Source organism: Halalkalibacterium ligniniphilum (assembly GCF_000334155.1).
Taxonomy (GTDB): domain Bacteria; phylum Bacillota; class Bacilli; order Bacillales; family Bacillaceae_D; genus Halalkalibacterium; species Halalkalibacterium ligniniphilum.
On the sequence record NZ_ANNK01000060.1, the window covers coordinates 13,528 to 33,697 of the forward strand.

The 20,170-nt window shown below is 41.6% G+C and carries 22 protein-coding genes and 1 pseudogene; 14 read left to right on the forward strand and 9 right to left on the reverse strand.

Annotated features, from left to right (window positions below; all coding sequences use genetic code 11):
• Window positions 1-79: 79 nt before the first annotated feature.
• Window positions 80-946, forward strand: a complete 867-nt coding sequence (locus BLT_RS0105850) for a hypothetical protein (protein WP_017726873.1) — start codon at window positions 80-82, stop codon at window positions 944-946.
• Window positions 947-1,092: 146 nt separating this feature from the next.
• Here BLT_RS0105850 and BLT_RS23620 read toward each other — a convergent pair whose 3' ends face one another.
• Window positions 1,093-1,218: a DUF3941 domain-containing protein gene (locus BLT_RS23620; protein ID WP_017726874.1), complete on the reverse strand. Its 126-nt coding sequence runs from the start codon at window positions 1,216-1,218 to the stop codon at window positions 1,093-1,095.
• A gap of 121 nt (window positions 1,219-1,339) precedes the next feature.
• On the opposite strand from BLT_RS23620, the gene BLT_RS0105860 reads away from it, so the two are divergent.
• From BLT_RS0105860 to BLT_RS22625, 4 genes are all read left to right on the forward strand, one after another.
• Window positions 1,340-1,624, forward strand: a complete 285-nt coding sequence (locus BLT_RS0105860) for a hypothetical protein (protein WP_017726875.1) — start codon at window positions 1,340-1,342, stop codon at window positions 1,622-1,624.
• A gap of 78 nt (window positions 1,625-1,702) precedes the next feature.
• Entirely contained in the window at window positions 1,703-2,494 is a 792-nt protein-coding gene (locus BLT_RS0105865) for a prolyl oligopeptidase family serine peptidase (RefSeq protein ID WP_017726876.1), read from the forward strand.
• 15 nt (window positions 2,495-2,509) lie between these two features.
• Window positions 2,510-3,334 carry a YitT family protein gene (locus tag BLT_RS0105870; protein ID WP_017726877.1) on the forward strand — a complete coding sequence of 275 codons (825 nt, stop codon included), beginning with the start codon at window positions 2,510-2,512 and terminating at the stop codon, window positions 3,332-3,334.
• A gap of 26 nt (window positions 3,335-3,360) precedes the next feature.
• Window positions 3,361-3,864 carry a BsuPI-related putative proteinase inhibitor gene (locus BLT_RS22625; protein WP_017726878.1) on the forward strand — a complete coding sequence of 168 codons (504 nt, stop codon included), beginning with the start codon at window positions 3,361-3,363 and terminating at the stop codon, window positions 3,862-3,864.
• A 64-nt stretch (window positions 3,865-3,928) separates the two neighbouring features.
• Here the strand turns inward: BLT_RS22625 and BLT_RS0105880 are convergent, their stop codons facing one another.
• The 5 genes from BLT_RS0105880 to BLT_RS0105900 all read right to left on the reverse strand — a co-directional run bounded on the left by BLT_RS0105880 (window position 3,929) and on the right by BLT_RS0105900 (window position 9,921).
• On the reverse strand, window positions 3,929-4,117 hold the full coding sequence (locus BLT_RS0105880) for a hypothetical protein (RefSeq protein WP_017726879.1): 189 nt from the start codon (window positions 4,115-4,117) through the stop codon (window positions 3,929-3,931).
• A 15-nt stretch (window positions 4,118-4,132) separates the two neighbouring features.
• Window positions 4,133-7,105 carry a DEAD/DEAH box helicase gene (locus BLT_RS0105885; RefSeq protein ID WP_017726880.1) on the reverse strand — a complete coding sequence of 991 codons (2,973 nt, stop codon included), beginning with the start codon at window positions 7,103-7,105 and terminating at the stop codon, window positions 4,133-4,135.
• Complete coding sequence (locus tag BLT_RS22630) at window positions 7,095-8,639, reverse strand: SWIM zinc finger family protein (RefSeq protein ID WP_017726881.1); 1,545 nt, start codon at window positions 8,637-8,639, stop codon at window positions 7,095-7,097. The genes BLT_RS0105885 and BLT_RS22630 overlap by 11 nt, the downstream gene beginning before the upstream one ends.
• Window positions 8,640-8,905: 266 nt before the next feature.
• Entirely contained in the window at window positions 8,906-9,217 is a 312-nt protein-coding gene (locus tag BLT_RS0105895; protein ID WP_017726882.1) for an AzlD domain-containing protein, read from the reverse strand.
• On the reverse strand, window positions 9,214-9,921 hold the full coding sequence (locus tag BLT_RS0105900) for an AzlC family ABC transporter permease (RefSeq protein WP_017726883.1): 708 nt from the start codon (window positions 9,919-9,921) through the stop codon (window positions 9,214-9,216). Before BLT_RS0105900 ends, BLT_RS0105895 begins: the two co-directional genes overlap by 4 nt.
• Window positions 9,922-10,005: 84 nt before the next feature.
• On the opposite strand from BLT_RS0105900, the gene BLT_RS0105905 reads away from it, so the two are divergent.
• Entirely contained in the window at window positions 10,006-10,581 is a 576-nt protein-coding gene (locus BLT_RS0105905; protein ID WP_017726884.1) for a helix-turn-helix domain-containing protein, read from the forward strand.
• Window positions 10,582-10,784: 203 nt separating this feature from the next.
• On the opposite strand, the gene BLT_RS0105910 is transcribed toward BLT_RS0105905, so the two are convergent.
• The 3 genes from BLT_RS0105910 to BLT_RS0105920 all read right to left on the reverse strand — a co-directional run bounded on the left by BLT_RS0105910 (window position 10,785) and on the right by BLT_RS0105920 (window position 13,189).
• Window positions 10,785-11,381: a hypothetical protein gene (locus tag BLT_RS0105910; RefSeq protein ID WP_017726885.1), complete on the reverse strand. Its 597-nt coding sequence runs from the start codon at window positions 11,379-11,381 to the stop codon at window positions 10,785-10,787.
• 414 nt (window positions 11,382-11,795) lie between these two features.
• Window positions 11,796-12,251, reverse strand: coding sequence for a GNAT family N-acetyltransferase (locus tag BLT_RS0105915; protein WP_017726886.1), 456 nt, complete (start codon window positions 12,249-12,251; stop codon window positions 11,796-11,798).
• Between the two features lie 125 nt (window positions 12,252-12,376).
• Window positions 12,377-13,189 (reverse strand): Cof-type HAD-IIB family hydrolase, encoded by an 813-nt coding sequence (locus BLT_RS0105920; protein WP_017726887.1) that lies wholly within the window; start codon window positions 13,187-13,189, stop codon window positions 12,377-12,379.
• Between the two features lie 158 nt (window positions 13,190-13,347).
• On the opposite strand from BLT_RS0105920, the gene ctaG reads away from it, so the two are divergent.
• The 8 genes and pseudogenes from ctaG (at window position 13,348) to BLT_RS0105960 (ending at window position 20,136) form a co-directional block, all read left to right on the forward strand.
• Window positions 13,348-14,262, forward strand: coding sequence for a cytochrome c oxidase assembly factor CtaG (gene ctaG, locus BLT_RS0105925; RefSeq protein ID WP_017726888.1), 915 nt, complete (start codon window positions 13,348-13,350; stop codon window positions 14,260-14,262).
• 12 nt (window positions 14,263-14,274) lie between these two features.
• Window positions 14,275-14,871 (forward strand): SCO family protein, encoded by a 597-nt coding sequence (locus tag BLT_RS0105930; RefSeq protein ID WP_017726889.1) that lies wholly within the window; start codon window positions 14,275-14,277, stop codon window positions 14,869-14,871.
• 105 nt (window positions 14,872-14,976) lie between these two features.
• Window positions 14,977-15,174 carry a hypothetical protein gene (locus BLT_RS0105935; protein WP_017726890.1) on the forward strand — a complete coding sequence of 66 codons (198 nt, stop codon included), beginning with the start codon at window positions 14,977-14,979 and terminating at the stop codon, window positions 15,172-15,174.
• Window positions 15,175-15,189: 15 nt separating this feature from the next.
• Window positions 15,190-15,498, forward strand: a pseudogene (locus BLT_RS0105940) (redoxin domain-containing protein); the annotation flags it as partial.
• A gap of 366 nt (window positions 15,499-15,864) precedes the next feature.
• Window positions 15,865-16,902 (forward strand): N-acetyl-gamma-glutamyl-phosphate reductase, encoded by a 1,038-nt coding sequence (gene argC, locus BLT_RS0105945; RefSeq protein WP_017726892.1) that lies wholly within the window; start codon window positions 15,865-15,867, stop codon window positions 16,900-16,902.
• A 13-nt stretch (window positions 16,903-16,915) separates the two neighbouring features.
• A complete protein-coding gene (gene argJ, locus BLT_RS0105950) occupies window positions 16,916-18,154 on the forward strand; it encodes a bifunctional glutamate N-acetyltransferase/amino-acid acetyltransferase ArgJ (protein ID WP_017726893.1) in 1,239 nt (412 codons plus the stop codon).
• A 15-nt stretch (window positions 18,155-18,169) separates the two neighbouring features.
• Entirely contained in the window at window positions 18,170-18,955 is a 786-nt protein-coding gene (argB, locus tag BLT_RS0105955; RefSeq protein ID WP_017726894.1) for an acetylglutamate kinase, read from the forward strand.
• A gap of 14 nt (window positions 18,956-18,969) precedes the next feature.
• Window positions 18,970-20,136: an acetylornithine transaminase gene (locus tag BLT_RS0105960; protein WP_017726895.1), complete on the forward strand. Its 1,167-nt coding sequence runs from the start codon at window positions 18,970-18,972 to the stop codon at window positions 20,134-20,136.
• Window positions 20,137-20,170: the final 34 nt, after the last annotated feature.

Consider the following 20,170-nt stretch of genomic DNA (forward strand, 5'->3'; position numbering starts at 1 on the left):
ACAGAAAGTAGTAGGCAATCATTAAGTTTGGTTGTAAAATAGTAGCAAAAGATAGAAAAGATATGAAGGATGTTCAATGATGAAAAAAACGTTTTTATTGATTTTACTTGTATTTGTGATGCAGCTCACATTCCAACAGCCTTCTTCTGCATCGACGCCGATCGCGTTTTATTTAGATGGCCAAGAACAGCGTTATGGCGGACAAGTTATACGTCATGAAGGAATGATTTGGTTACCGGTGCGACCTATTTTAGAGAAGCTTGCAGATTTTCATGCAACTTGGAATGGTGACTATCTTGGTGTGAATAGACTGTTGCGTGGTGAAGATGTGGCAGAAGAGGAAGTTGAACTTTTTGCTGAACTAGACATTCGCTCGATTCAAAATCGGGACATGATTTCAATTGAAGATGTAAGGTGGCTCGGTTTCGATGCGTATTTGTATGAGTCTGAAAATATCCTTCATGTAAGCACGCCAGACCTTATGACGGTTGCCGATATTTCGATCGGCTTATCAATGGATGAAGTCAATCGGAAATTAGGGGACATTCATTGGAACACTGGATTCGGGCAAGAGGCTGATTATATCGGTTTTTATGGAGAGATGAAAGAATTTACGTATGTGGATCGCTATGGATATAAGCGTAAAGGGTCAGTCCCCGATATTCAAATTGAAATAAAGGAAGACGCCGTCTCGTATATCCTTGTTTCATCAGAAAATTTTCCAACCTCCAAGGGAGTGAAGGTTGGGGATCGAATATCAGAGGTGACCCGTGCGTATGGAAGCCAGGCAGTGCGTGAGCAAATCGATGGAAAGCAAGTCGTTATTTATGATGTGGAGTACGGCTCGATTTGGTTTATTGCAAATCAACAAAATGAGATTGAACGAATTGGCTACTGGAACCATCATATAAAAGGGTTCGGTAAAGAAGAGGAGGAAGCAGCGTAAGCTTTCTCCCCTTTACTGAGGAAAAGGGGCAGGGGACGTGAACAGGATGAGGAGCGGTATATGCATTCTCGAAAAAATCACCTTTAAATGTTGTACAGGCCTAACCTTAAGCATTTGTTTCTGTTCCGTGTGAGAAGAGTAGATCGTTATATGTGATCAGTGTCTTTTGAATATTGGTGTTTCCCCTGCTCGGCATTTTTTTCAAAGGCCTGATTATTTAGCTGGTTTTTCGCTTGATTGTCTTTCTTTTTCTTGTTATTATCCTTTGTCATTTGTACTTCTCCTTTTTTATAGGGTTTTCTTAGTTTGAACATAAAAAATGCTTTTATGTTTTTTTGTTTAAAAATTCAAGAAAGGGGAAAGGATTGAATAAGGGAGAAAGGAGATGGTCGCATGAAGAAAAAATGGACGTTACTTTCTACGGTGGTTGCGGGAGTTGCAGGGGCAGCGACGGTTATTTTGCAGGATGAAAAGAAGCGTGAAAAAGCTAAAAGCATGGTAAAGCAGACATATGAAAAAATAAAAAAGAAAAATAATCTTGATGCAACCAATCAAAAGCTCAAGATTGGACATCCTGACCCACATGATACAGAAGATGCAAAAATGGTTGGAGAAGGTGCCCTTTACAGCGTAAAATATTATAATCATCACGAGCAAGAAAATAGCAAGCCATCCTAAAGTGATGGCTTTTTTACTTTGAGCAAAAGACAATGCTATAATCAGGGAAAAATGAAAGTGAACGAGGAGTGTTCAATTATGATTACGATTCAACATGAAACGATTGCAGAAATTCCAACGTTACATGTTGTGAAAGCAGACCTTTCGACTCAAGCACGACCAACTGTTTTTTTCTTACATGGATATACAAGTGCAAAAGAACATAATTTGCATTATGCCTATTTACTTGCAGATAAGGGCTTTCGGGTACTCCTTCCTGAAGCGCTGCACCATGGGGAACGAGAACAAGAGCTAGTAGGAAAAGAGCGAGATTTGTCTTTTTGGAACATTGTTATCCAAAGCATTAAGGAGCTTGAACTGCTTAAAAATCATTTCGTTGCACAAGGATTGACGATTGAACTGCAAATCGGTGTGATGGGTACATCAATGGGTGCCATTACTACATATGGTGCACTTACTCAATATCCTTGGATTCATACAGCTGTTAGCTTGATGGGCACTGCGTATTATCAGGCCTTTGCAGAGGGACAATTAGAGATGTTAAGCAAGTCTGGGATTGAATGGTCAGATGAAGCAAAAAACAAAGCATTGTCATCATTAGAAACATACGATCTCTCCAAACAGATTGAGAAGCTGGCTGGAAGACCCCTTATGATTTGGCATGGAGAGAGGGATCAAGTTGTTCCCTATCGGTTTTCTCCATCCTTTTATCAATTGATTCAGAAGCAATATGAAGAACAACCAGAAAAGCTTTTGTTTATTAGCGATTCTCGCGCCGATCATAAAGTTTCAAGAGAAGCGGTTCTAATGAGTGTCGAATGGTTCGAGACTCATCTTTTAAAGGATAAAATTGGCGTAAGCCATGCGTAGGCAGGAGTAAACAGTATGTTAACTGAAATCAAAAAAATCATTGTCATTTTTATAGGAGCTATTTTTTTAGCTGCCTCTCTTAATTTTTTTCTCATTCCTGCAAATGTTTTTGCAAGCGGATTTACGGGTGTAGCACAACTATTAGCAACCGTTTTACCGATTTCAACGGGTGTGCTTTTGTTTTTATTAAACATTCCTGTTGCCATTTTAGGGTGGATGAAAATTGGAAAGGCCTTTACGATCTATAGCTTTGTCAGTGTTGCTTTCACGACGCTTTTTCTAGAGATATTACCCGTCCATCAATTTTCTCCAGATATTTTGTTGAATGCCGTATTTGGAGGCGTGATTGCAGCGATTGGTGCAGGTATCACGTTGAAATTTGGCGCCTCCTCTGGAGGGTTAGATATTGTCGCCCTTGTTTTATCGAGATCTAGCGACAGGCCTGTAGGCATTTATTTTTTCTTATTAAACAGCCTGATCGTACTAACGTCAGGAATCATGTTTGATGCGGAAAAAGCGTTATATACACTTGTCACATTATATGTAACATCTCGAATTATTGATGCGATCCATACAAGGCATGTCAAATTAACGGCAATGATTGTGACTAAAAAGCCGGTAGAACTTCGAAAAGCGATTCACGATCGGATAACGAGAGGAATCACGAGAATCCCTGCAAAAGGCGGTTATATGGAAGATGATAAGGAGGTGCTCATGACCGTTCTAACTCGTTATGAATTATATGATTTAAAGCAAGTGATTCAGGATGTGGATCCGGAGGCTTTTACAAATATCGTTCAAACGACAGGTGTTTTCGGGTTGTTTCGAAAACAAGACTAATGGCTTGAAGAGGAGGGGCCCTGCATATGAGAATAAAGGGCATGACGCTTGTCGCGTTTGCGATGATATTCCTTGCTGCATGTGGTCAAGGGGTGAATGTGCCGACGGAAGGTGAGCAAACAGAAGAGCAAGTCGCAGAAGGGGAAAAGAGGGGGGAGGCTCAATTGGATGGGCTGCACGTTGTTGTTGATACACAACGAGGGAATGAAACGATCGATGTGAAAATGTTACTTTCAAACGAGTTAAATGAAGCACTTGAGCTAGAGTTTGCATCAGGACAGCAATATGAGCTTACTTTAACGGATCCCAACGAGAATGTTGTATACCGCTATTCGGATGACCGAATGTTCACAATGGCTATTATTCAAGAAACGCTCCTGCCAGGTGAAAGCATTGAATGGAATGAAGTGATTCCCATTCAAGCGATGGAGGCAGGAGCATATGAACTAAAAGCTGAGGTACTCGTTCAAGCAATAAATGGAAAGGCTGTTGAACCTTTGACAACAACCATTGCTGTGAACCTTCAATAATCATATCTTTTAAAAAAGCAGAGATTTACAGCTAGGTATTCTCTGCTTTTCTATGAGCGTACGTCTATACCTCTTTGTCTGTCTTTTCTATTCTTGAGAATGCCCGCTGTGCTTCAGCTTGGAGTGCTTTGCGAAATTGAAGCCACTCTGCTTGATAGTGGGTGTTCTCATCTTCTGAAGACGTTAATGGTCTTTTTGGAATCGTTGAAGCTAAATGCCAGTAGCGAACAAATCGCTCCTCCTGCCGGTCCATTTTCATCATCTCCTATTACAGTCGTATGAGATCATATAATTCTTCATTTGACATTTCAGTAAAGCGTGTTGTTCCTGTTGAGAGCACTTGCTCCGCTAATGCCTGCTTTTCTGAAAGCATTTGGTCAATGCGCTCTTCTAATGTTCCTTCCGTGATCAGCTTATGAACGGTTACGTCTTCTGTTTGACCAATTCGGTATGCGCGATCGGTTGCTTGGTTTTCTACAGCGGGGTTCCACCAACGATCATAGTGAATGACATGGTTGGCTGCCGTCAAATTTAAACCGACTCCTCCTGCCTTCAATGAAAGAACAAACGCAGGAATTTCTTTGTTTTCTTGAAACTGTTCGATCGCTTCCTGTCTTTTTTGCCTTGTTAAGCTTCCGTGGAGAAAAGGGATTTCTTTTCCATATTTATCTTGGAACGCATTTGTGATTAGTGTTCCCATTTCTTTAAATTGGGTAAAGATAAGCATTTTCTCACCTTGATCGATTATCTGGTCTGAAAGGGTAAGGAGCAGATCCCATTTGTCAGACTGATGTCTCTCTACCTGTTTATCTTTTAAAAAATGGGCAGGGTGATTACAAATTTGTTTGAGCTTCGTCAAGCTTTTCAAAATCAGTGCCCGCCGTTCCATTTGCGATACACGGTTAATTTCAGAAAGCAGCTCATCAACGACAGCTTGATAGAGGGCAGCTTGTTCAAGGGATAAATGAACGCGGTGAATGGTCTCAAGCTTTTTAGGTAATTGAAGTTGAAGGCTTGCATCTGATTTTTTTCGCCTTAACAGTAATGGTCGAATAAGCTGCTGCAGTTTTGTAAGCTGTTGTTCGTTGCCATCCCGTTCAATTGGACGAATAAAACGTTCTAAAAACTGTTGGAACGTTCCTAAATAGGAAGGGTTTAAAACATCCATTAACGACCATAGCTCTTTTAAACGATTTTCAATCGGAGTGCCAGTTAAAGCAATACGGTGCGACGCTTTGATTTTTTTGATCGCCTGACGCTGCTTTGTTTCTGTGTTTTTAATATGCTGAGCTTCATCTAATATGAGTCCGTTCCATTTCATTTGGTGCCAAAATTCTTCATCTCGGACAGCAAGAGGGTAGGAGGTGATCACAAGATCCCACTTACTTTTGTCTAACCATTCTGTCTGTCTAGCTGAACCGTGGTGAACATAGACACGAAGTGATGGGGCAAACCGCTTGCATTCATGGACCCAGTTAAAGATCAGCGAGGTTGGACAGATCAGCAAAAATGGTGAATGATCTGCTTCTTGCTCCTGAAGAATATGAAGCATGTAGGTGATGGTTTGTACCGATTTTCCTAAGCCCATATCATCAGCAAGGCAGCCTCCAAAGCCTACTTCTCTTAAATGAACAAGCCAAGCAACCCCTTGCTCTTGATAGGAGCGGAGCTCGGCCTTTAACGTCCTAGGTAATGCGGGCAACGGAGAAGGGTTTTGCCGGTAGAGCGCATCAAGAGCTTTCTCTAGGTCCTCACCCCATTCAATCTCCCATTCAACCTCTTTTTCAATTCCTTCCACTTCCAAGTTCATATTTTGTTCTAATCGCCAAGCGTCCATGTTTGTTTGCTTATGAAGCTGATCTAAATAGGAGCGTAATTGTTCGGCAAGCTCTGGATCCCAGGCAACCCACTGCCCATTCCTATAAATAAATGGTCGTTGACTTTCTACATACTGACTAAATTCCTCTTCGGTTAAGCGAGTATCTCCAATAGCCACTTCATAGTGAAAAGAGGCAAGGCTTTGCCAATTTAGTAATGGCTCAGCTTGAGATTGATTTTGATGAACATCCATTTTTAAATGGACACGAAAATGTTTCGTGTCTTTTAACCATCGAGGAACAATTAAATGAAAGCCTGCATCCTCAATTAAATCGTGATAATCGGTAAATAGCTGATAGGCATCATCGCTGCTAAGACGAAGGACGGGGGATGCCAAACTCAACGGTTGAAGGAGAGAAAGATGCTCTTTCACTTTTGTCAGTTGCGTTTTTAAGAGTGCAATCGGATTGCTTCGCCATGGATGCTGTCCTTTTTCAAGCTCGTTCATTTCTACAACAAATGAAGGGCTTTGCCGATCAACGACGCATAATGCCAGTGACCAGTCCCCATCCTGATTGACTGGTTCTTTTAGAGCCAAGCCAGGAACGAAAGGTGCGACGGGCACCGCTCCTACTTTTTCTAAAAATCCTTCCATTGAAACATGACTGTATGAAGGAGATTGGTCAGAAGTAAGGGCTTTAAGAGCAGGTTGAACTGCTTTATCCGTACTTTTTTGCCATTGGCTGAATGCTTTGCTCACCTCTGTTCTTTTTAAAAGTAAACGAATCCAAGCGTCAGCCAAATGATTTCCTATTTCAGCTAATCTTTTTTCAACGGAAAGGTGTTTAAAGACGTTATCTTGTATAAGCGCACTATTTGGCGAAAGGGAGAGGCAGGCATGTGGCATGATCTCCTCCCAATTTTTCCAATCGGCTTTCAACTGCCAATGCCCACTAGCGGAAGGTATAATTTGCCCTTCCTTGATGTACCATTCAATTTCTGCAAAAAAATGAAGCCAAAATCGAAAGTCATCGCCAATCTCCCATTCATCTGTTGTGAAAAGAGAGTGGAGCGTGTGGTAGTGATCAAAAATCTCTGCTCCTGAAAGAACGATCCCTTCAATCGGAAAACGGTAGCGTGTCATGCTTTCCTCTGCTTGGTAAACCGTTGTGGTGCCAGCAGGTGAACGAAAGGTACGCTTCTCTAACGGGACCTCTAAAATCGCTTTGTCCGTTTCTAAAAACGTTCCGTAGTAGGACGGTTGATCATGTCGAAAGATGGCAAGCTTTAATTCGAACGGTGAATAAAGAAAAGGATATTGAAAGGGAACCATTTGTTCAAATTTAGAGCGGGGTGATTTCTCAGCCCAAATAAAGAAGCGCTCCTCTAGCCATCCTCCATGAACAATAAAATTAGGCTTCAAGCTGTTTCAACTCCTTGAGTAAAGCACGATACGATTTATACGCTTTTTTCAGCTTCTGAAGAAACGTGTGAAATGATTCTAGGTTCTCATGCTCTTCATAAATGTGCTTAAGCTTTCGTAAATAAATGATCGCTTCCTCGTAATGAGGGCGTGTTTTCTTTTCGATCAAACGAACGACAAATTGATGATAAATGGGCAAAAGAGCCTCGCTCTCACGAGTTTCGAGAAACGATAGAAGCTCCTGCTTTTCTGGTGGCATTCGAAAAGGGTCTTTTTCTCGTTTTAAAAAATAATGAAGTCCTTCTTCATAGCGTTGTTCACTTACTAGAAGACGCACATACGTCATTCGGGCTGCAGGTTGATCTAATTGTTGTTTAAGCATAGGGAGAAGCTCCTCAACAATTTCCTGTCGTCTTTTTTTGGATAAGCCCTTCGTTAAATTTTGAAATCGCTGAAAGGAAGGCGCATGAAGCCACCTTATCCACACAGTAGAGGTGGAAGTTGGATCATCGCTTAGTTGAAGGAGCATTTCATCATAGATAGGCTGTAAGCTCCCGAATGAACCCTCTTTAGAAGGGAATAGGTGCGCAAACCAAGAAGAGATTAAGGTCCATTTCATTCTTTTTTTTAACAAGTAAAAATGTAACAGCACATCTTTTTCATTCAGATAAGGGAGACGCTGCAATAAATGGATAGCCGTATCTTCTCTTCCAAGTAAAAGTGATACATAGCTATAGGCAAGAATCCCTTTTACTGGAGAAGCTCTCCCTTTCAGTGTCTGCTCAAGAAATTGGTCAACCGGTTTCAACGTGGAAACAGGAAGAGCTGGAATCAAGGACAGCAACATTCGCCCCCATGGTGCCTGTTCATCCTCCAAGTCATATGCGAAAGAAAAAAGCAAGGTCTCGAGGAAGAAGCGGTAGTCCGCATCTTCAAGATGGGACATACTATGGGTGATTTCTTGGCTCATTGCCGAAAAAAAGTGCTGAAAACGACGTTCTTGCATCGAAAAAGTACGGAAGTGGCGGGCTAATGAATAGACTGCTTTAACGATAAAAAAATAACCAAACCATGGAGATGAAGAGGCATTTTCCCTTACCGCTTCTTTCATGTCAGCCACCAATCGTTCTAATTCTGCCGCACTCATATAATGGGACGTGACAAGCTGTTTATACCACTGTACAGCATCTCGTTCGAGCGCTTCTTGAATGGGAGCAGGAATCCCAAAAAAATTTGTATCAAGGTGATATTCAGGTTTTTTTAATTGATACAAAACAGCCGCCATATGCTTGCAAAACCCTTGATATGGACAGGAACAGCTGCTTTCTTCAAAATGTTCGAATGCGAGGCTCACATCATAGGCAGATGAGCCATAAACCATTGCACTTATGTTCCCGTTTAAATGAGCATTAACCTCAGTAACGTATCCTTTTTCTGCATAAATCAAGCCTCTTCTAGCAATATGAGGTTGAAAGTAGCGATCCAAGAGTGAATCAATCGTGTTTGTTGAAAGAAAACGCTTTGTCTCGGCCATTTTAGTCTCCTCTGAAAAAAATCCATTCTTCTATTGTATCGCTATATAAAAGGAAAGAAAAGGGGAGTGGCGAGTTAGATAAGGGGTGTCTTGTGTAAAGGATGTAAAAAGAGGAAGAAAGAACATTGGAACCAGAGCAGCTGGACTCTGGTTCTCATTTTTACTAATCAGAAAGTATAAAAATCATAATAACTTTCTAAACGAATAAAAAAAGATTAAGGCTTTCGCCATTAAAAGTTTAGCGATAAGCCAAATTTTTCTAATCATTAAAATGGGAAAAAGTATGTCAACAAGCCAAGGGCAACGATGCTGCTCAGTACAACGATGATCAAATTTGCCCCAAAGTAAGCGACTAAAATAGCGACGCCTCCACCAATGATGCCAAACCAAATATTCTCATGGACGGTAAGAATACCTGGGAAGATCAGTGCGCCCAAAGCAGCATAAGGAACATTCCGCAGGACGGCTTGAAGCCAGGCTGGAAAAGAATTTGTGTTAAGAAAGATAAGAGGAAGCATCCTTGGAATATATGTAACGACTGCCATTCCAGCTATGATGAAGAGCATGGTCATATTCATGAACAAATCCTCCTTAAATGTTTGACGCCTTCATAACCAATTGAAGCGAGAAGTGTGGCACAAATGATCGCCCAGCCGCTCGGAAGAAACATAGAAAATAGCAAATTAAAAAGTGCCGCACTTCCAGCAAGTAAAAGAACATATCGATGCTTTCTTAGTGAAGGCATGAGCAAAGCGATGAACATGGCATAGAGGGCGATACCCATGCTTTGCTGCAATGTGGCTGGCAAGGCAGTTCCTGCTACATAGCCAATAGCTGAATGACCGACCCAGCTTACATAAGCAAGCAGGGCAACCCCCATAATATAACTGGTTTTTACTCGTTCGTTTTGTGTTGCCACCATGGCAAATACTTCGTCTGTGATCCCAAACGCAGTGATGGCCCGTTTAAACGGATGATCATCCTCCATTTTTTCCCGAACGGCCGCACTCATCAGAAGGTGGCGAATATTGACAATAAAGGTTGTAAAGATGATTTCAAATGCCCCTGTTCCGATCGCTAGTAAGTTAAGTGCCATATATTGAGATGCTCCTGCAAAGATAAAAATACTCATCGCGACCGTCTCTAGAAAGGTTAGTCCTGTTCCTTTTGCCAGTAGCCCAAAGGTAAGTGCTGCCGGCATATAGCCAATCGCGATCGTCATTCCTGCAAGTAACCCACGAGAAAATTCGGACTTTTGATGTGTTAAAATAGATGTTGACACGCTTGTCACCCTTTTCGTTTTATCTGCGTATGTTTTATAATAATAATTGTACGTTATAATATACATTTCAACAAGGAGTTTTTTATGAATAAAGAACAGCTATCGCGGCAAATAGGAAGGCGTCTAAAGGCAATTCGCACGGAACGGAAATGGAGTCTCGACAGGCTTTCTCAGGAGACTGGTGTGAGCAAACCGATGCTTGGTCAAATTGAACGGGGGGAATCAAACCCGACCGTGAGTACCTTATGGAAAATTGCCAAAGGATTAGATGTTTCTTTTACAGCGTTTCTTGAGGAAGAGAGGCCAAAAGTTACAGTTGTTCGGCGCTCACAAGTCGAACCGCTTCGTGAAGGAGAAGCCTTTCATGTGTATACACTCTTTCCTCGCACAGCTGAAAAACCAGTTGAATTGTTTTCTGTTTTATTAGAGCCGGGATGTCGGTATTTTTCAGAGGCTCACGCTGATGGGGTAGAAGAATACATTATTGTCGATCAAGGAAGCTTGACGGTTTTTATAGATAAGAAGCCGTACAGCTTAGAAGCAGGTGATGGTCTTCATTTTAAAGCCGATCAGCCACATGAATATATGAATGAAAGCAAAGAGGAAGCATGTACGCTTACGCTTCTTATCTACTATTCAACAAATTGGGGAATAAAATAATACAGGAGAGACTTTTGGATAAGATCAACGCGCTCTTACTTCGGGTGCTATTTCTTACTAGGTCATGCGATGAGGGCATTTTTCATAATCAACACATAAAAAAATCAAGCATATGATAACAATCCTATGCTTGATTTTTTTATAGGCTTGTGGGTGACCTGTACTAGAAAGAGGACCTGTATCGCTATCGTCGGCTAAAGCTTTTATAATAGCTGTTCAACTTGCTCCCGCCGGGAAAGAAGTTTTTTTAGCTTTTTTTTGTGTAGGTTAGCCTGTTCTTCATCTCCATTTACAATGGCTTCATGCAGCTCCATTAAAACGTAATCAATCTCGAGATTCATTATATTAAAGATAATACGAGGTTCGAGGGATTTTCCATTGTCTTTGTATTGAATCATTGAGCTGTTTCCATTCATTAATTTCTCACTCCCATCTATTTCGAACGTGGATTCGATGTCACCTGCTTGATAGGACGTAATGTACTGAGGGCCTTTTGTCAGTCGCTTCACAATACCAGTTCCTTTTTCCCATTGAAGAAGTCTTTCAATCGCTTGAGCCAATGGTCGTTCAGTAATGAGGAGAGTATCGGCCTTTAATGTTAAGAAGGAGCGATTTTTAACAAAAGGAATTTCTTGAACCGTTTGATCTTTCTCTAACATAAGGAAAATGAATTTTTCGTCATAACGCCAATACAAAGAATACGCTTCGTGCATCATTTTCTTAATAAATTGATAGAGAGATTGCTTTGTTATGTTAATGGACAAATCATGAAATTCAATACCATCATAAGCATCACGCATCTTCTCCACACTCCTTTACCAATCAAACGAAGGCGGTTCTTAACAAGGAACCAATACAGGAGGTTCGTCGATTCTGATAGATTGCTATATCATATGTCGCCATGAGGAAAAAAAGAAGTAAAAAGCCTATGTTTAAGCGAAATGGGCACGTATTTTGAGTGGGAACAAAAAAGATTGCAAGCGTGTATTAAGAGTAAAAACGGAAACAGGATAAACCTGTTTTCTAAAAAAAAAAACAGCATAAGCGGCCCACTCTTCCTACTTGGATCGAAATGAGTCCGTCAAGTAACGTTGAGAAACCTTTCAATGAAGGGGGGAGCGGGACGGCTTCACCGTTTTATCAACTTCCACTGAAGTTCCGTCCCCTTTTCCATAAAAAAAGCTACTGAAAAATCAGCAGCGTAGAAAATAAGTTTAAAAACGGAAACCGTACCGTTTCGAAACAATATCATAAAAGCCAAGCGAATTATACAAAGCTTTTGTCGCTTCATTGTTAATTCCTGTTTCAAGCTCAATCCCTTTTATATCCTCTGTTTCAGCCCAATGTATAATTTTTAGCAGCAGTTTCTTTGCAATCCCTTGGTTTCGATGCTCTTTATGTACGTAGAGATCATTTAGCCAAATGTAATGACCTCCTTTTTCCATGCTTATACCAACATTAAAAAAAGCAGCACCGACGATCGCTTTATCTTTTTCAGCAACAAAAATATGGGCTTGTGACTGAGTTTCTAATGAAAGATAAATTGTATGAAGCAATTGTTGATAAGGATCATTGGAACCAATTGATTCCATTTGCCCCATTAGTAATTCGGCAATCTTCAAGCGTAAGGATTCGTCTGCATCACGAGACACCTCAAATACCTTCACCATTCTCCAGTTCCCCCTACTATTCCAAGCGGTTCTCTCTCCTAATAGGGTAACATAAATCAGGTAAAGGGAATAGGAGGATTTTAACGTAAATCTCCAAACGAGTCGAACCGTCTGAGAAGCAGAAGTTATGCTAAGTTGAGCGCATTTTCTAAATAGACGGCAATGCCATCCTCTTCGTTTGTCTGTGTCGTTGAGTCCGCAAGGGATTTTAATTCAGAAATGGCATTGCCCATTGCTATCCCTTGTCCAGCATATTCAATCATCTCCAAGTCATTATCTTCATCGCCGAAGGCAATAATCCGCTCGCGAGGAATCTGATAATAATCAGCAACTCTTTTTAAGCCAACCGCCTTATTCATCCCGGCTCTAATAATCTCAATGACATTCCACGGAGATCCCCAAACCCGTTGGTCGATGACCTCGGCATGGGCATTAGAAAGAAGGGAACGCAGCTCTTTAACATGGTGGTGCTGAGGATGGATGAGCACACATGTGGGGTCTTCTTTTAATAGCTCAACTAAATTGCCATGTTCAAGAGGTCCTTGACCTTCAGTGAAGGTTTTAATAAATACTTCATCATAATGGCGCAAATAAAACTCGTCCAGTACTTCCACCATGATGTTGCTGACATTGAAAGCTTCACATGTTTCAATAACGGCTTTGGCGGTTTTTAAATCCATTGGGTGGTGATACGCTCCAAAGCTACGATCCTTCGGATGGTGAACAAAGGCACCATTAAAATTAACAATCGCCGTATCTAGGTTAAGCTCTTGGTAATACTGGATACTGGCACGGTAAGGACGACCAGTTGAGATAACGACGATGTGGCCAGCGGCCCTTGCTTTGAAAATGGCCTTTTTCGTTCGTTGAGATATTATTTTATTATTCGTTAATAATGTTCCATCTAAGTCTAAAGCAATTAAGTGTTGGTTTGACATAAACGCTCCCTCGTTAATTGTTATCATAGGCATTTCAAAATTAGGTAACAAAATGGTCAGATTCAACAGCCAATCCCGGCTTAAAAATATGCTATAGTAAGTAAGGAAAATGTCATAAATAATCGGACATCAAACATTTGTATAAAGGAGGTTACTCCATGGACCAGCTATTTAACAGCTTCGGCTTTCGACCATTATGGACACCCGAACTATTAATCATGTTAGTAATCATTGGGTTTGTTTATTTTATGGTGGTCACAAAATGGCGACACCGCTTTGCTGAAAGCACACCTGTCTCATTACGAAAAAAAATCTACTTTGTCCTTGGGCTGATTGCCCTCTATTTAGGATGGGGAAGCCCACTCTATATAGCAGGTCACATCATGATTACTTTTCATATGATACAGATGGTTTTTGCTTATTTTGTTGCGGTTCCACTCTTTTTGCTTGGGATTCCAGCATGGTTTTTTAAATCGCTCTTTAACGCGTTAAAAAAGCCAGTCACTAAGCGATTGAGCAAATGGACATTAAATCCAATTGTTGCCTTGTTTCTATTTAATGGTTTATTTTCATTTTATCATGTTCCGATTATGTTTGACACATTAATGAAATCGCCAGTCCTTCATAGTCTGTATCAATTCTTACTCTTGTTTGCTGCCTTTTTAATGTGGTGGCACATGATTGCACCAATTCCGAGTACATCAAAGCTTTCTGACTTACGTAGAATTGGCTATATTTTTGCAAATGGAATTTTAATTACTCCAGCGTGTGCACTCATTATTTTTGCCGGACAACCTTTATACCAAACCTATACGGACCCGACATTCTGGGCACAGGTGATGGCCTACTGTTTACCGGCTGGGACAGAAGCTCCATTGGGCTTATTAACTGGACCAAATTCCTTTGCATTCCTTGAGACTAGAATGGATCAGCAGCTTGCAGGGGCTCTGATGAAAGTTATGCAAGAAATCACGTACGGTTTTACTATTGGCTATGTATTTAAGCAGTGGCTAACAAAAGAGAAACAGCAGGATGGTACATTAACAATTAGTGATGTGTCAACTGTGAAATAGAGGAGTGGTTAGATGAAGCAGTTTTGGATGGCTCTTGGGCTTGGTTTTTTAGTTATACTTGGAGGCTGCAGCTGGTTATATGGAGCGGGAAGCTCTTCCTCAGGACAAGGGGATCTTTCATCTGCAGGTATGGTTGTTCCTGAGTTTGAATTTGTGAATCAACACGGGGAACCTTTTGGAAGTGAGGATTTAGAAGGGACGTATTGGCTAGCAAATATGATATTCACGAGCTGTTCGACTGTTTGCCCAACAATGACACCAAATATGGCAAGATTGCAAGATGCTATGCTTGAAGAAGGTGTTGATATGCAGTTCGTGTCCTTTACAGTTGACCCAGAAAACGACAATCCTGAACTCCTTGCGAAATATGGAGAAAATGTTGGCGCAAATTTTGAGTATTGGAATTTCTTGACGGGTTATCCACAAGAGGAGATCGCTGAGTTCGCACAAGAAGGATTTAAAACGCTTGTGCAAGAGACAGACGACGACATTATTCATAGTACGAGCTTCTTTCTCATCGATGGAGAAGGCAATGTCGTCCGTAAATATGATGGATTGGCGAGTGACCAGACAGAAATTGTTGCTGACTTACTTGATGTCGTTGAGTAGTTCATATGGAAGGATGAAGGAGCACGAAAAGCAGTTTGGTTGACTCCGATTGATTGTGAGCATACACTTGTCCGTATTATAGATAGAGAAGAGGGAGGATGAATCATGAAGCTGGTTTCAAAGCGCTCGTTATGGGCTCTTGCTCTTATTATCGTCGCTGTGCTTGCACTCACGGCATGTGGTGAAGAAGAGCAAGCAGGACCAGAAGGGAATATGACGCTTCTGAATGAGCAGGGACAGGAAGTAGCCCTTACGAATAAAGAGCGAGCAACGATTTTGTTCCATTTTACAGAGGTTGGCTGAGGACATTGTCAAGAGCAGCTAGTTCAGCTGCAAGAGAACCTGTCCTTGCTTGAAGGTGTTGATGCAGATTATTTCGCCATTAGCATTGATTCACCGGAACAGCATAAGGCCTTAAAGGAAGCAGGAGATTTAACATTTTCCTTTCTTTCAGATCCTGATCTTGAAGTGATTGATTATGTAAATATGAAAAATGATCAGATGTCTTATCGCGGCTACAGCATACTTGATAAAGATGGAAACTATGTTTCTCATCAAATCAATGATCTATGGGGAGAGCAAATTGACGTAATGATCAACAACATTAAAGAAGAGCTTGCTGAATAAGCAGCACTAAAAAAGTCGACTCTGGATTGCAGAGTCGACTTTTTTTAGTGCGTCGAGCATGGGCGCAATCTATAGGGTGAGAGTCCCAAGCCGTGAAGGGAGAAGTAACGGTTCGCTTAATGCGAGTGTCCATGGAGACTGAGGACAAAACTGCAAAAGAGGTTAAAATCCGATAGCTACAACAATCATACGGTGTATTTATGGCAGATAGATGGAGGGAAAGTACGCCATGTTGAGCAAACGTAGGAGACACAATTGAAAAATTATTAAGAAATAAAATAAAAATACAGTTGAATTTATTTTTATTCAGTTTTATAATCATAGACAACGTAAAAAAAGATTCGAGAGATAACTGGGGGAGGTACCATGAACGTCGCTATTATCGGAGCAACAGGGTACGGAGGAGCAGAACTGATTCGATTTTTAACACGTCATCCAAATGTAACAAGCATGACGTTTTATTCTTCATCGCAGGAAGGAACCTTGCTTGCACAGACTTATCCACATCTGCAAGCGGTGATTGAAGAGGAGCTGCAAACCATTGATGCAGACATGATTGCGAGTCAAGCAGATGTTGTTTTTCTTGCGACACCTCCAGGAGTGTCGGCAGAATTATCAGGAACACTTAGTGAAAAAGGATTGCAAGTGATCGATTTGTCCGGTGATTTACGATTAAAAGAACAAGAAGTCTATGAATCTTGGTATCAACGAAAGGCCGCACCTGCATCTGTCATTAATCAAGCCGTATATGGACTAGCTGAATGGAACCGGGATTCAATTTCAAAAGCTCAAGTCATTTCAAATCCTGGCTGCTATCCAACGGCGATTTTATTAGGCCTTGGGCCGCTTGTGAATGAAAGGTTAATCGATCCAAAGACAATTATCATTGATGCGAAATCTGGGACGTCAGGAGCTGGACGAAACCCTTCAGCGATTACCCATTTTAGCGAAATGAATGAAAATTTTAAAATATATCAAGTGAACAAACATAAGCACACACCTGAAATTGAGCAAATGCTTAAAAGCTGGAATGAAGACATTTCAACTGTCACTTTTACACCTCATCTTATTCCGATGGTTCGTGGAATTATGGCAACGATGTACGCTCAAGCCGTCAATCCTTTAACCGAAGCGAAGCTTAGAACCCTTTATGAAGAAATGTATCAACATTCTCCATTTGTGCGGATTCGACCAGAGGGAGTATTCCCAGCAACAAAAGAAGTATATGGTAGTAATTTTTGTGATATCGGTATCACCTATGATGAACGGACAGGAAGAATCACCGTTGTATCGGTTATCGATAATCTCGTAAAAGGGGCTTCAGGCCAAGCAATTCAAAACTTTAACTTAATGAACGGATGGGATGAAACCCTTGGACTTGAGGGAACACCCCTTTACCCATAATGGAGGAGATCACGTGAAAGCTTTACAAGATGTAAGTGTGAACATAGAGGAAATAAAAGAGGGTCGTGTCACAACACCGAAAGGGTTTAAAGCAACAGGTATCCATACAGGGGTGAAACGGAAACGGAAAGACCTTGGTGCAATTGTATGCGACGTACCAGCAAGTAGTGCAGGTGTGTATACACTCAATAAAATTCAAGCAGCACCACTGAAGGTGACCCAAGAGAGCATTGCGAAGGAAGGAAAGCTCCGTGCACTGATTGTGAATAGTGGAAACGCGAATGCGTGTACAGGCAAAAGAGGACTAGAGGATGCCTATGAGATGCGTCGACTCGGTGCAGAAGTATTTGGGATTCCTGAGCATCAAGTTGCGGTTACTTCCACAGGGGTCATTGGCGAGTTTTTACAAATGGAAAAAATAACAGCTGGAATTCAATCACTTCTCCCAGTCGCTGGGGTTGATGGAGCATCAGCCTTCAATGAAGCGATTATGACGACCGATACGATGGAGAAGCATGCTTGCTACCAAACAACCATCGATGGGGTAAAAGTGACATTAGGTGGAGTTGCCAAAGGGTCTGGCATGATTCACCCGAACATGGCGACGATGCTTTCTTTCGTAACGACTGATGCGAAGATTGAACCAGAGCATTTACAGGCTGCCCTTTCATCGATTACAAACAAAACATTTAATCGAATCACCGTTGACGGAGATACCTCAACAAACGATATGGTTGTCGTTATGGCAAGCGGCCTTGCTGAGCATGAGCCACTTACGCCAGAGCATCCAGACTGGCTCAATTTCTACGCAGCGCTCGAGAAAACGTGTGAGCAGTTAGCGAAAAAAATTGCCCGGGACGGAGAAGGGGCTACAAAGTTAATTGAAGTGCAAGTTCAAGGTGCAGCAACAGACGAAGAAGCTGGAATGGTCGCAAAGAAAATCGTTGGTTCCGATTTAGTTAAATCAGCCGTCTATGGTACGGATGCAAACTGGGGACGGATTATTTGTGCGATTGGCTACAGTGGCTGCACTGTCGATCCTGATACGATTGATATTGCGATTGGACCGATTCAGACTTTAAAGGACAGTCAGCCAATGACGTTTTCTGAAGAAGAAGCAACAGCCTATATGCAACAAAATGAACATGTTATCATTTCAGTCGATCTTCATCTAGGAGATGGCTTCGGAAAAGCATGGGGTTGTGACTTGACATATGATTATGTACGCATTAATGCAGGGTACCGAACGTAAGGAGAGGAGTCGAGCATGAAAGAAAAAATTGTCATTAAATGTGGTGGTAGCATTCTTGATTCACTGTCTGACTCATTTTTTGCAAGCATTCAGCAATTAAAAGAGCAAGGAAAAGAACCGATCGTTGTCCATGGTGGCGGGCCGGCAATTAATGAAATGCTTGAACTCAAAGGGGTTGAAAGTACGTTTGTTAACGGGCTGCGAAAGACGACAAAAGACGTGCTTGATGTGGCTGAAATGGTCTTGTGTGGAAAAGTGAATAAGCAGCTTGTCTCGAAGCTACAGCTTGCGGGGCTACCTACCGTTGGCTTGTCAGGCTGTGACGGTCAGCTTATCACGGTTGAGCCAGTGGACTCAGAAGGTTTAGGCTATGTAGGAGAGCCAACAGCTGTGAATGACAATTTACTTCTTACAATGCTTGAGCAAGGGTATGTTCCGGTCATTGCGCCAATTGGTGTTGGTGATGATGGTGCTCATTATAATATTAATGCAGATAGTGCAGCTGCAGCGATAGCTTCTGCTATTGGAGCGGTTGAGCTTATGTTTGTGACCGATGTGCCAGGCATTTTAAAACAAGGTGAAGTGATTGAAAAGCTAACGACGGCGGATGTTGAACAGCTTATGAAGGATGGAACAATTCATGGGGGAATGATTCCAAAAGTGAAAGCAGCTGTAGCAAGCTTAACCAATGAACTCCATTCTGTATTAATTGTAGACGGTCGTCAGGCTTTTCTAAAAGAAGAAGGAAAATTTACCGGAACCATTATTCAAAAAGATCCCGTCACAACAGAGGCGTTGTAAGGAGGAAGGTAACATTGAGTCATTTATTCCCAACATACGGTAAATGGGACATTGAAATTAAATCTGGAAGTGGAGCATTCGTCGTTGATTCGAACGGAAAAAGCTATTTAGATTTTATTGCAGGGATTGCTGTTTGTAACTTAGGTCACTGCCACCCGAAAGTGATAAATGCAGTAAAGGAACAATTAGACACCCTTTGGCACATTTCTAATTTATCACCAATTCAAGGTCAAGAGGATGTGGCGAAAAAGCTGACAGAAAATCACACAGGTGACTATGTGTTCTTCTGTAACAGTGGGACAGAAGCGAATGAAGCGGCGATTAAGCTCGCAAGGAAAGCAACAGGAAAGCATCACATCATTAGTTTGGTTAATTCGTTTCACGGGCGAACGTTAGGAAGTATGGCGGCAACAGGTCAAGAAAAAATTCATGCTGGCTTCGGACCTATGCTGTCAACCTTTGATTATGTGCCGTTAAATGATATCCACGCACTGCAAGCTGCTGTAAATGAAGAGACAGCTGCCATTGTGGTTGAAGTGATCCAAGGAGAAGGCGGCGTTCATGTCATGGCTCAATCATTCGCAGATGGGCTGCAAGCACTTTGCGAAGAAAAGGGCATCCTGCTCATCATTGATGAAATTCAAACAGGGATTGGGAGAACGGGTAAGGCGTATGCCTATGAACATTACGGCTTGTCACCAGATATCGTCACACTTGCAAAAGGATTAGGGAATGGTTTTCCTGTAGGAGCGATGATTGGGAAAGCTCATCTTAAAGAAAGCTTTTCTGCAGGAAGTCATGGATCGACATTTGGCGGAAACCCATTGGCGATGGCAGCTGCAAAGGTCGTTTTAACCGAAATATTCAACGAGGAATTTCTCGATGAGGTAGCTAAAAAAGGAAAGACCTTTAAGGCAAAGCTTCGTGATACGCTTCTCGATTACTCAATGGTTCAAGAAATACGTGGAATAGGTCTGATGATTGGGATTGAGTGCAATACGGATGTCACTGCCATTGTAAAAGCACTCCGCGATAAAGGGTTGCTTGTTATGAATGCAGGATCGAAAGTGATTCGTCTGCTGCCTCCATTAACGGTTACAAACGAAGAGCTTGAGCAAGCACTACAATTACTCAGTGAAGTATTTCAAGAACTGGAAACAAAACAAACCTTAACGAAATAACCGATAAAGGGATTTTATTTTTCATGGATTTGTA

Excerpts from the sequence above, each read along its gene's own strand:
- BLT_RS0105850 (WP_017726873.1), top strand. The coding sequence starts at position 80 with ATGAAAAAAACGTTTTTATTGATTTTACTTGTATTTGTGATGCAGCTC.
- BLT_RS23620 (WP_017726874.1), bottom strand. The coding sequence starts at position 1,218 with ATGACAAAGGATAATAACAAGAAAAAGAAAGACAATCAAGCGAAAAAC.
- BLT_RS0105860 (WP_017726875.1), top strand. The coding sequence starts at position 1,340 with ATGAAGAAAAAATGGACGTTACTTTCTACGGTGGTTGCGGGAGTTGCA.
- BLT_RS0105865 (WP_017726876.1), top strand. The coding sequence starts at position 1,703 with ATGATTACGATTCAACATGAAACGATTGCAGAAATTCCAACGTTACAT.
- BLT_RS0105870 (WP_017726877.1), top strand. The coding sequence starts at position 2,510 with ATGTTAACTGAAATCAAAAAAATCATTGTCATTTTTATAGGAGCTATT.
- BLT_RS22625 (WP_017726878.1), top strand. The coding sequence starts at position 3,361 with ATGAGAATAAAGGGCATGACGCTTGTCGCGTTTGCGATGATATTCCTT.
- BLT_RS0105880 (WP_017726879.1), bottom strand. The coding sequence starts at position 4,117 with ATGGACCGGCAGGAGGAGCGATTTGTTCGCTACTGGCATTTAGCTTCA.
- BLT_RS22630 (WP_017726881.1), bottom strand. The coding sequence starts at position 8,639 with ATGGCCGAGACAAAGCGTTTTCTTTCAACAAACACGATTGATTCACTC.
- BLT_RS0105895 (WP_017726882.1), bottom strand. The coding sequence starts at position 9,217 with ATGAATATGACCATGCTCTTCATCATAGCTGGAATGGCAGTCGTTACA.
- BLT_RS0105905 (WP_017726884.1), top strand. The coding sequence starts at position 10,006 with ATGAATAAAGAACAGCTATCGCGGCAAATAGGAAGGCGTCTAAAGGCA.
- BLT_RS0105910 (WP_017726885.1), bottom strand. The coding sequence starts at position 11,381 with ATGCGTGATGCTTATGATGGTATTGAATTTCATGATTTGTCCATTAAC.
- BLT_RS0105915 (WP_017726886.1), bottom strand. The coding sequence starts at position 12,251 with ATGGTGAAGGTATTTGAGGTGTCTCGTGATGCAGACGAATCCTTACGC.
- BLT_RS0105920 (WP_017726887.1), bottom strand. The coding sequence starts at position 13,189 with ATGTCAAACCAACACTTAATTGCTTTAGACTTAGATGGAACATTATTA.
- ctaG (WP_017726888.1), top strand. The coding sequence starts at position 13,348 with ATGGACCAGCTATTTAACAGCTTCGGCTTTCGACCATTATGGACACCC.
- BLT_RS0105930 (WP_017726889.1), top strand. The coding sequence starts at position 14,275 with ATGAAGCAGTTTTGGATGGCTCTTGGGCTTGGTTTTTTAGTTATACTT.
- BLT_RS0105935 (WP_017726890.1), top strand. The coding sequence starts at position 14,977 with ATGAAGCTGGTTTCAAAGCGCTCGTTATGGGCTCTTGCTCTTATTATC.
- argC (WP_017726892.1), top strand. The coding sequence starts at position 15,865 with ATGAACGTCGCTATTATCGGAGCAACAGGGTACGGAGGAGCAGAACTG.
- argB (WP_017726894.1), top strand. The coding sequence starts at position 18,170 with ATGAAAGAAAAAATTGTCATTAAATGTGGTGGTAGCATTCTTGATTCA.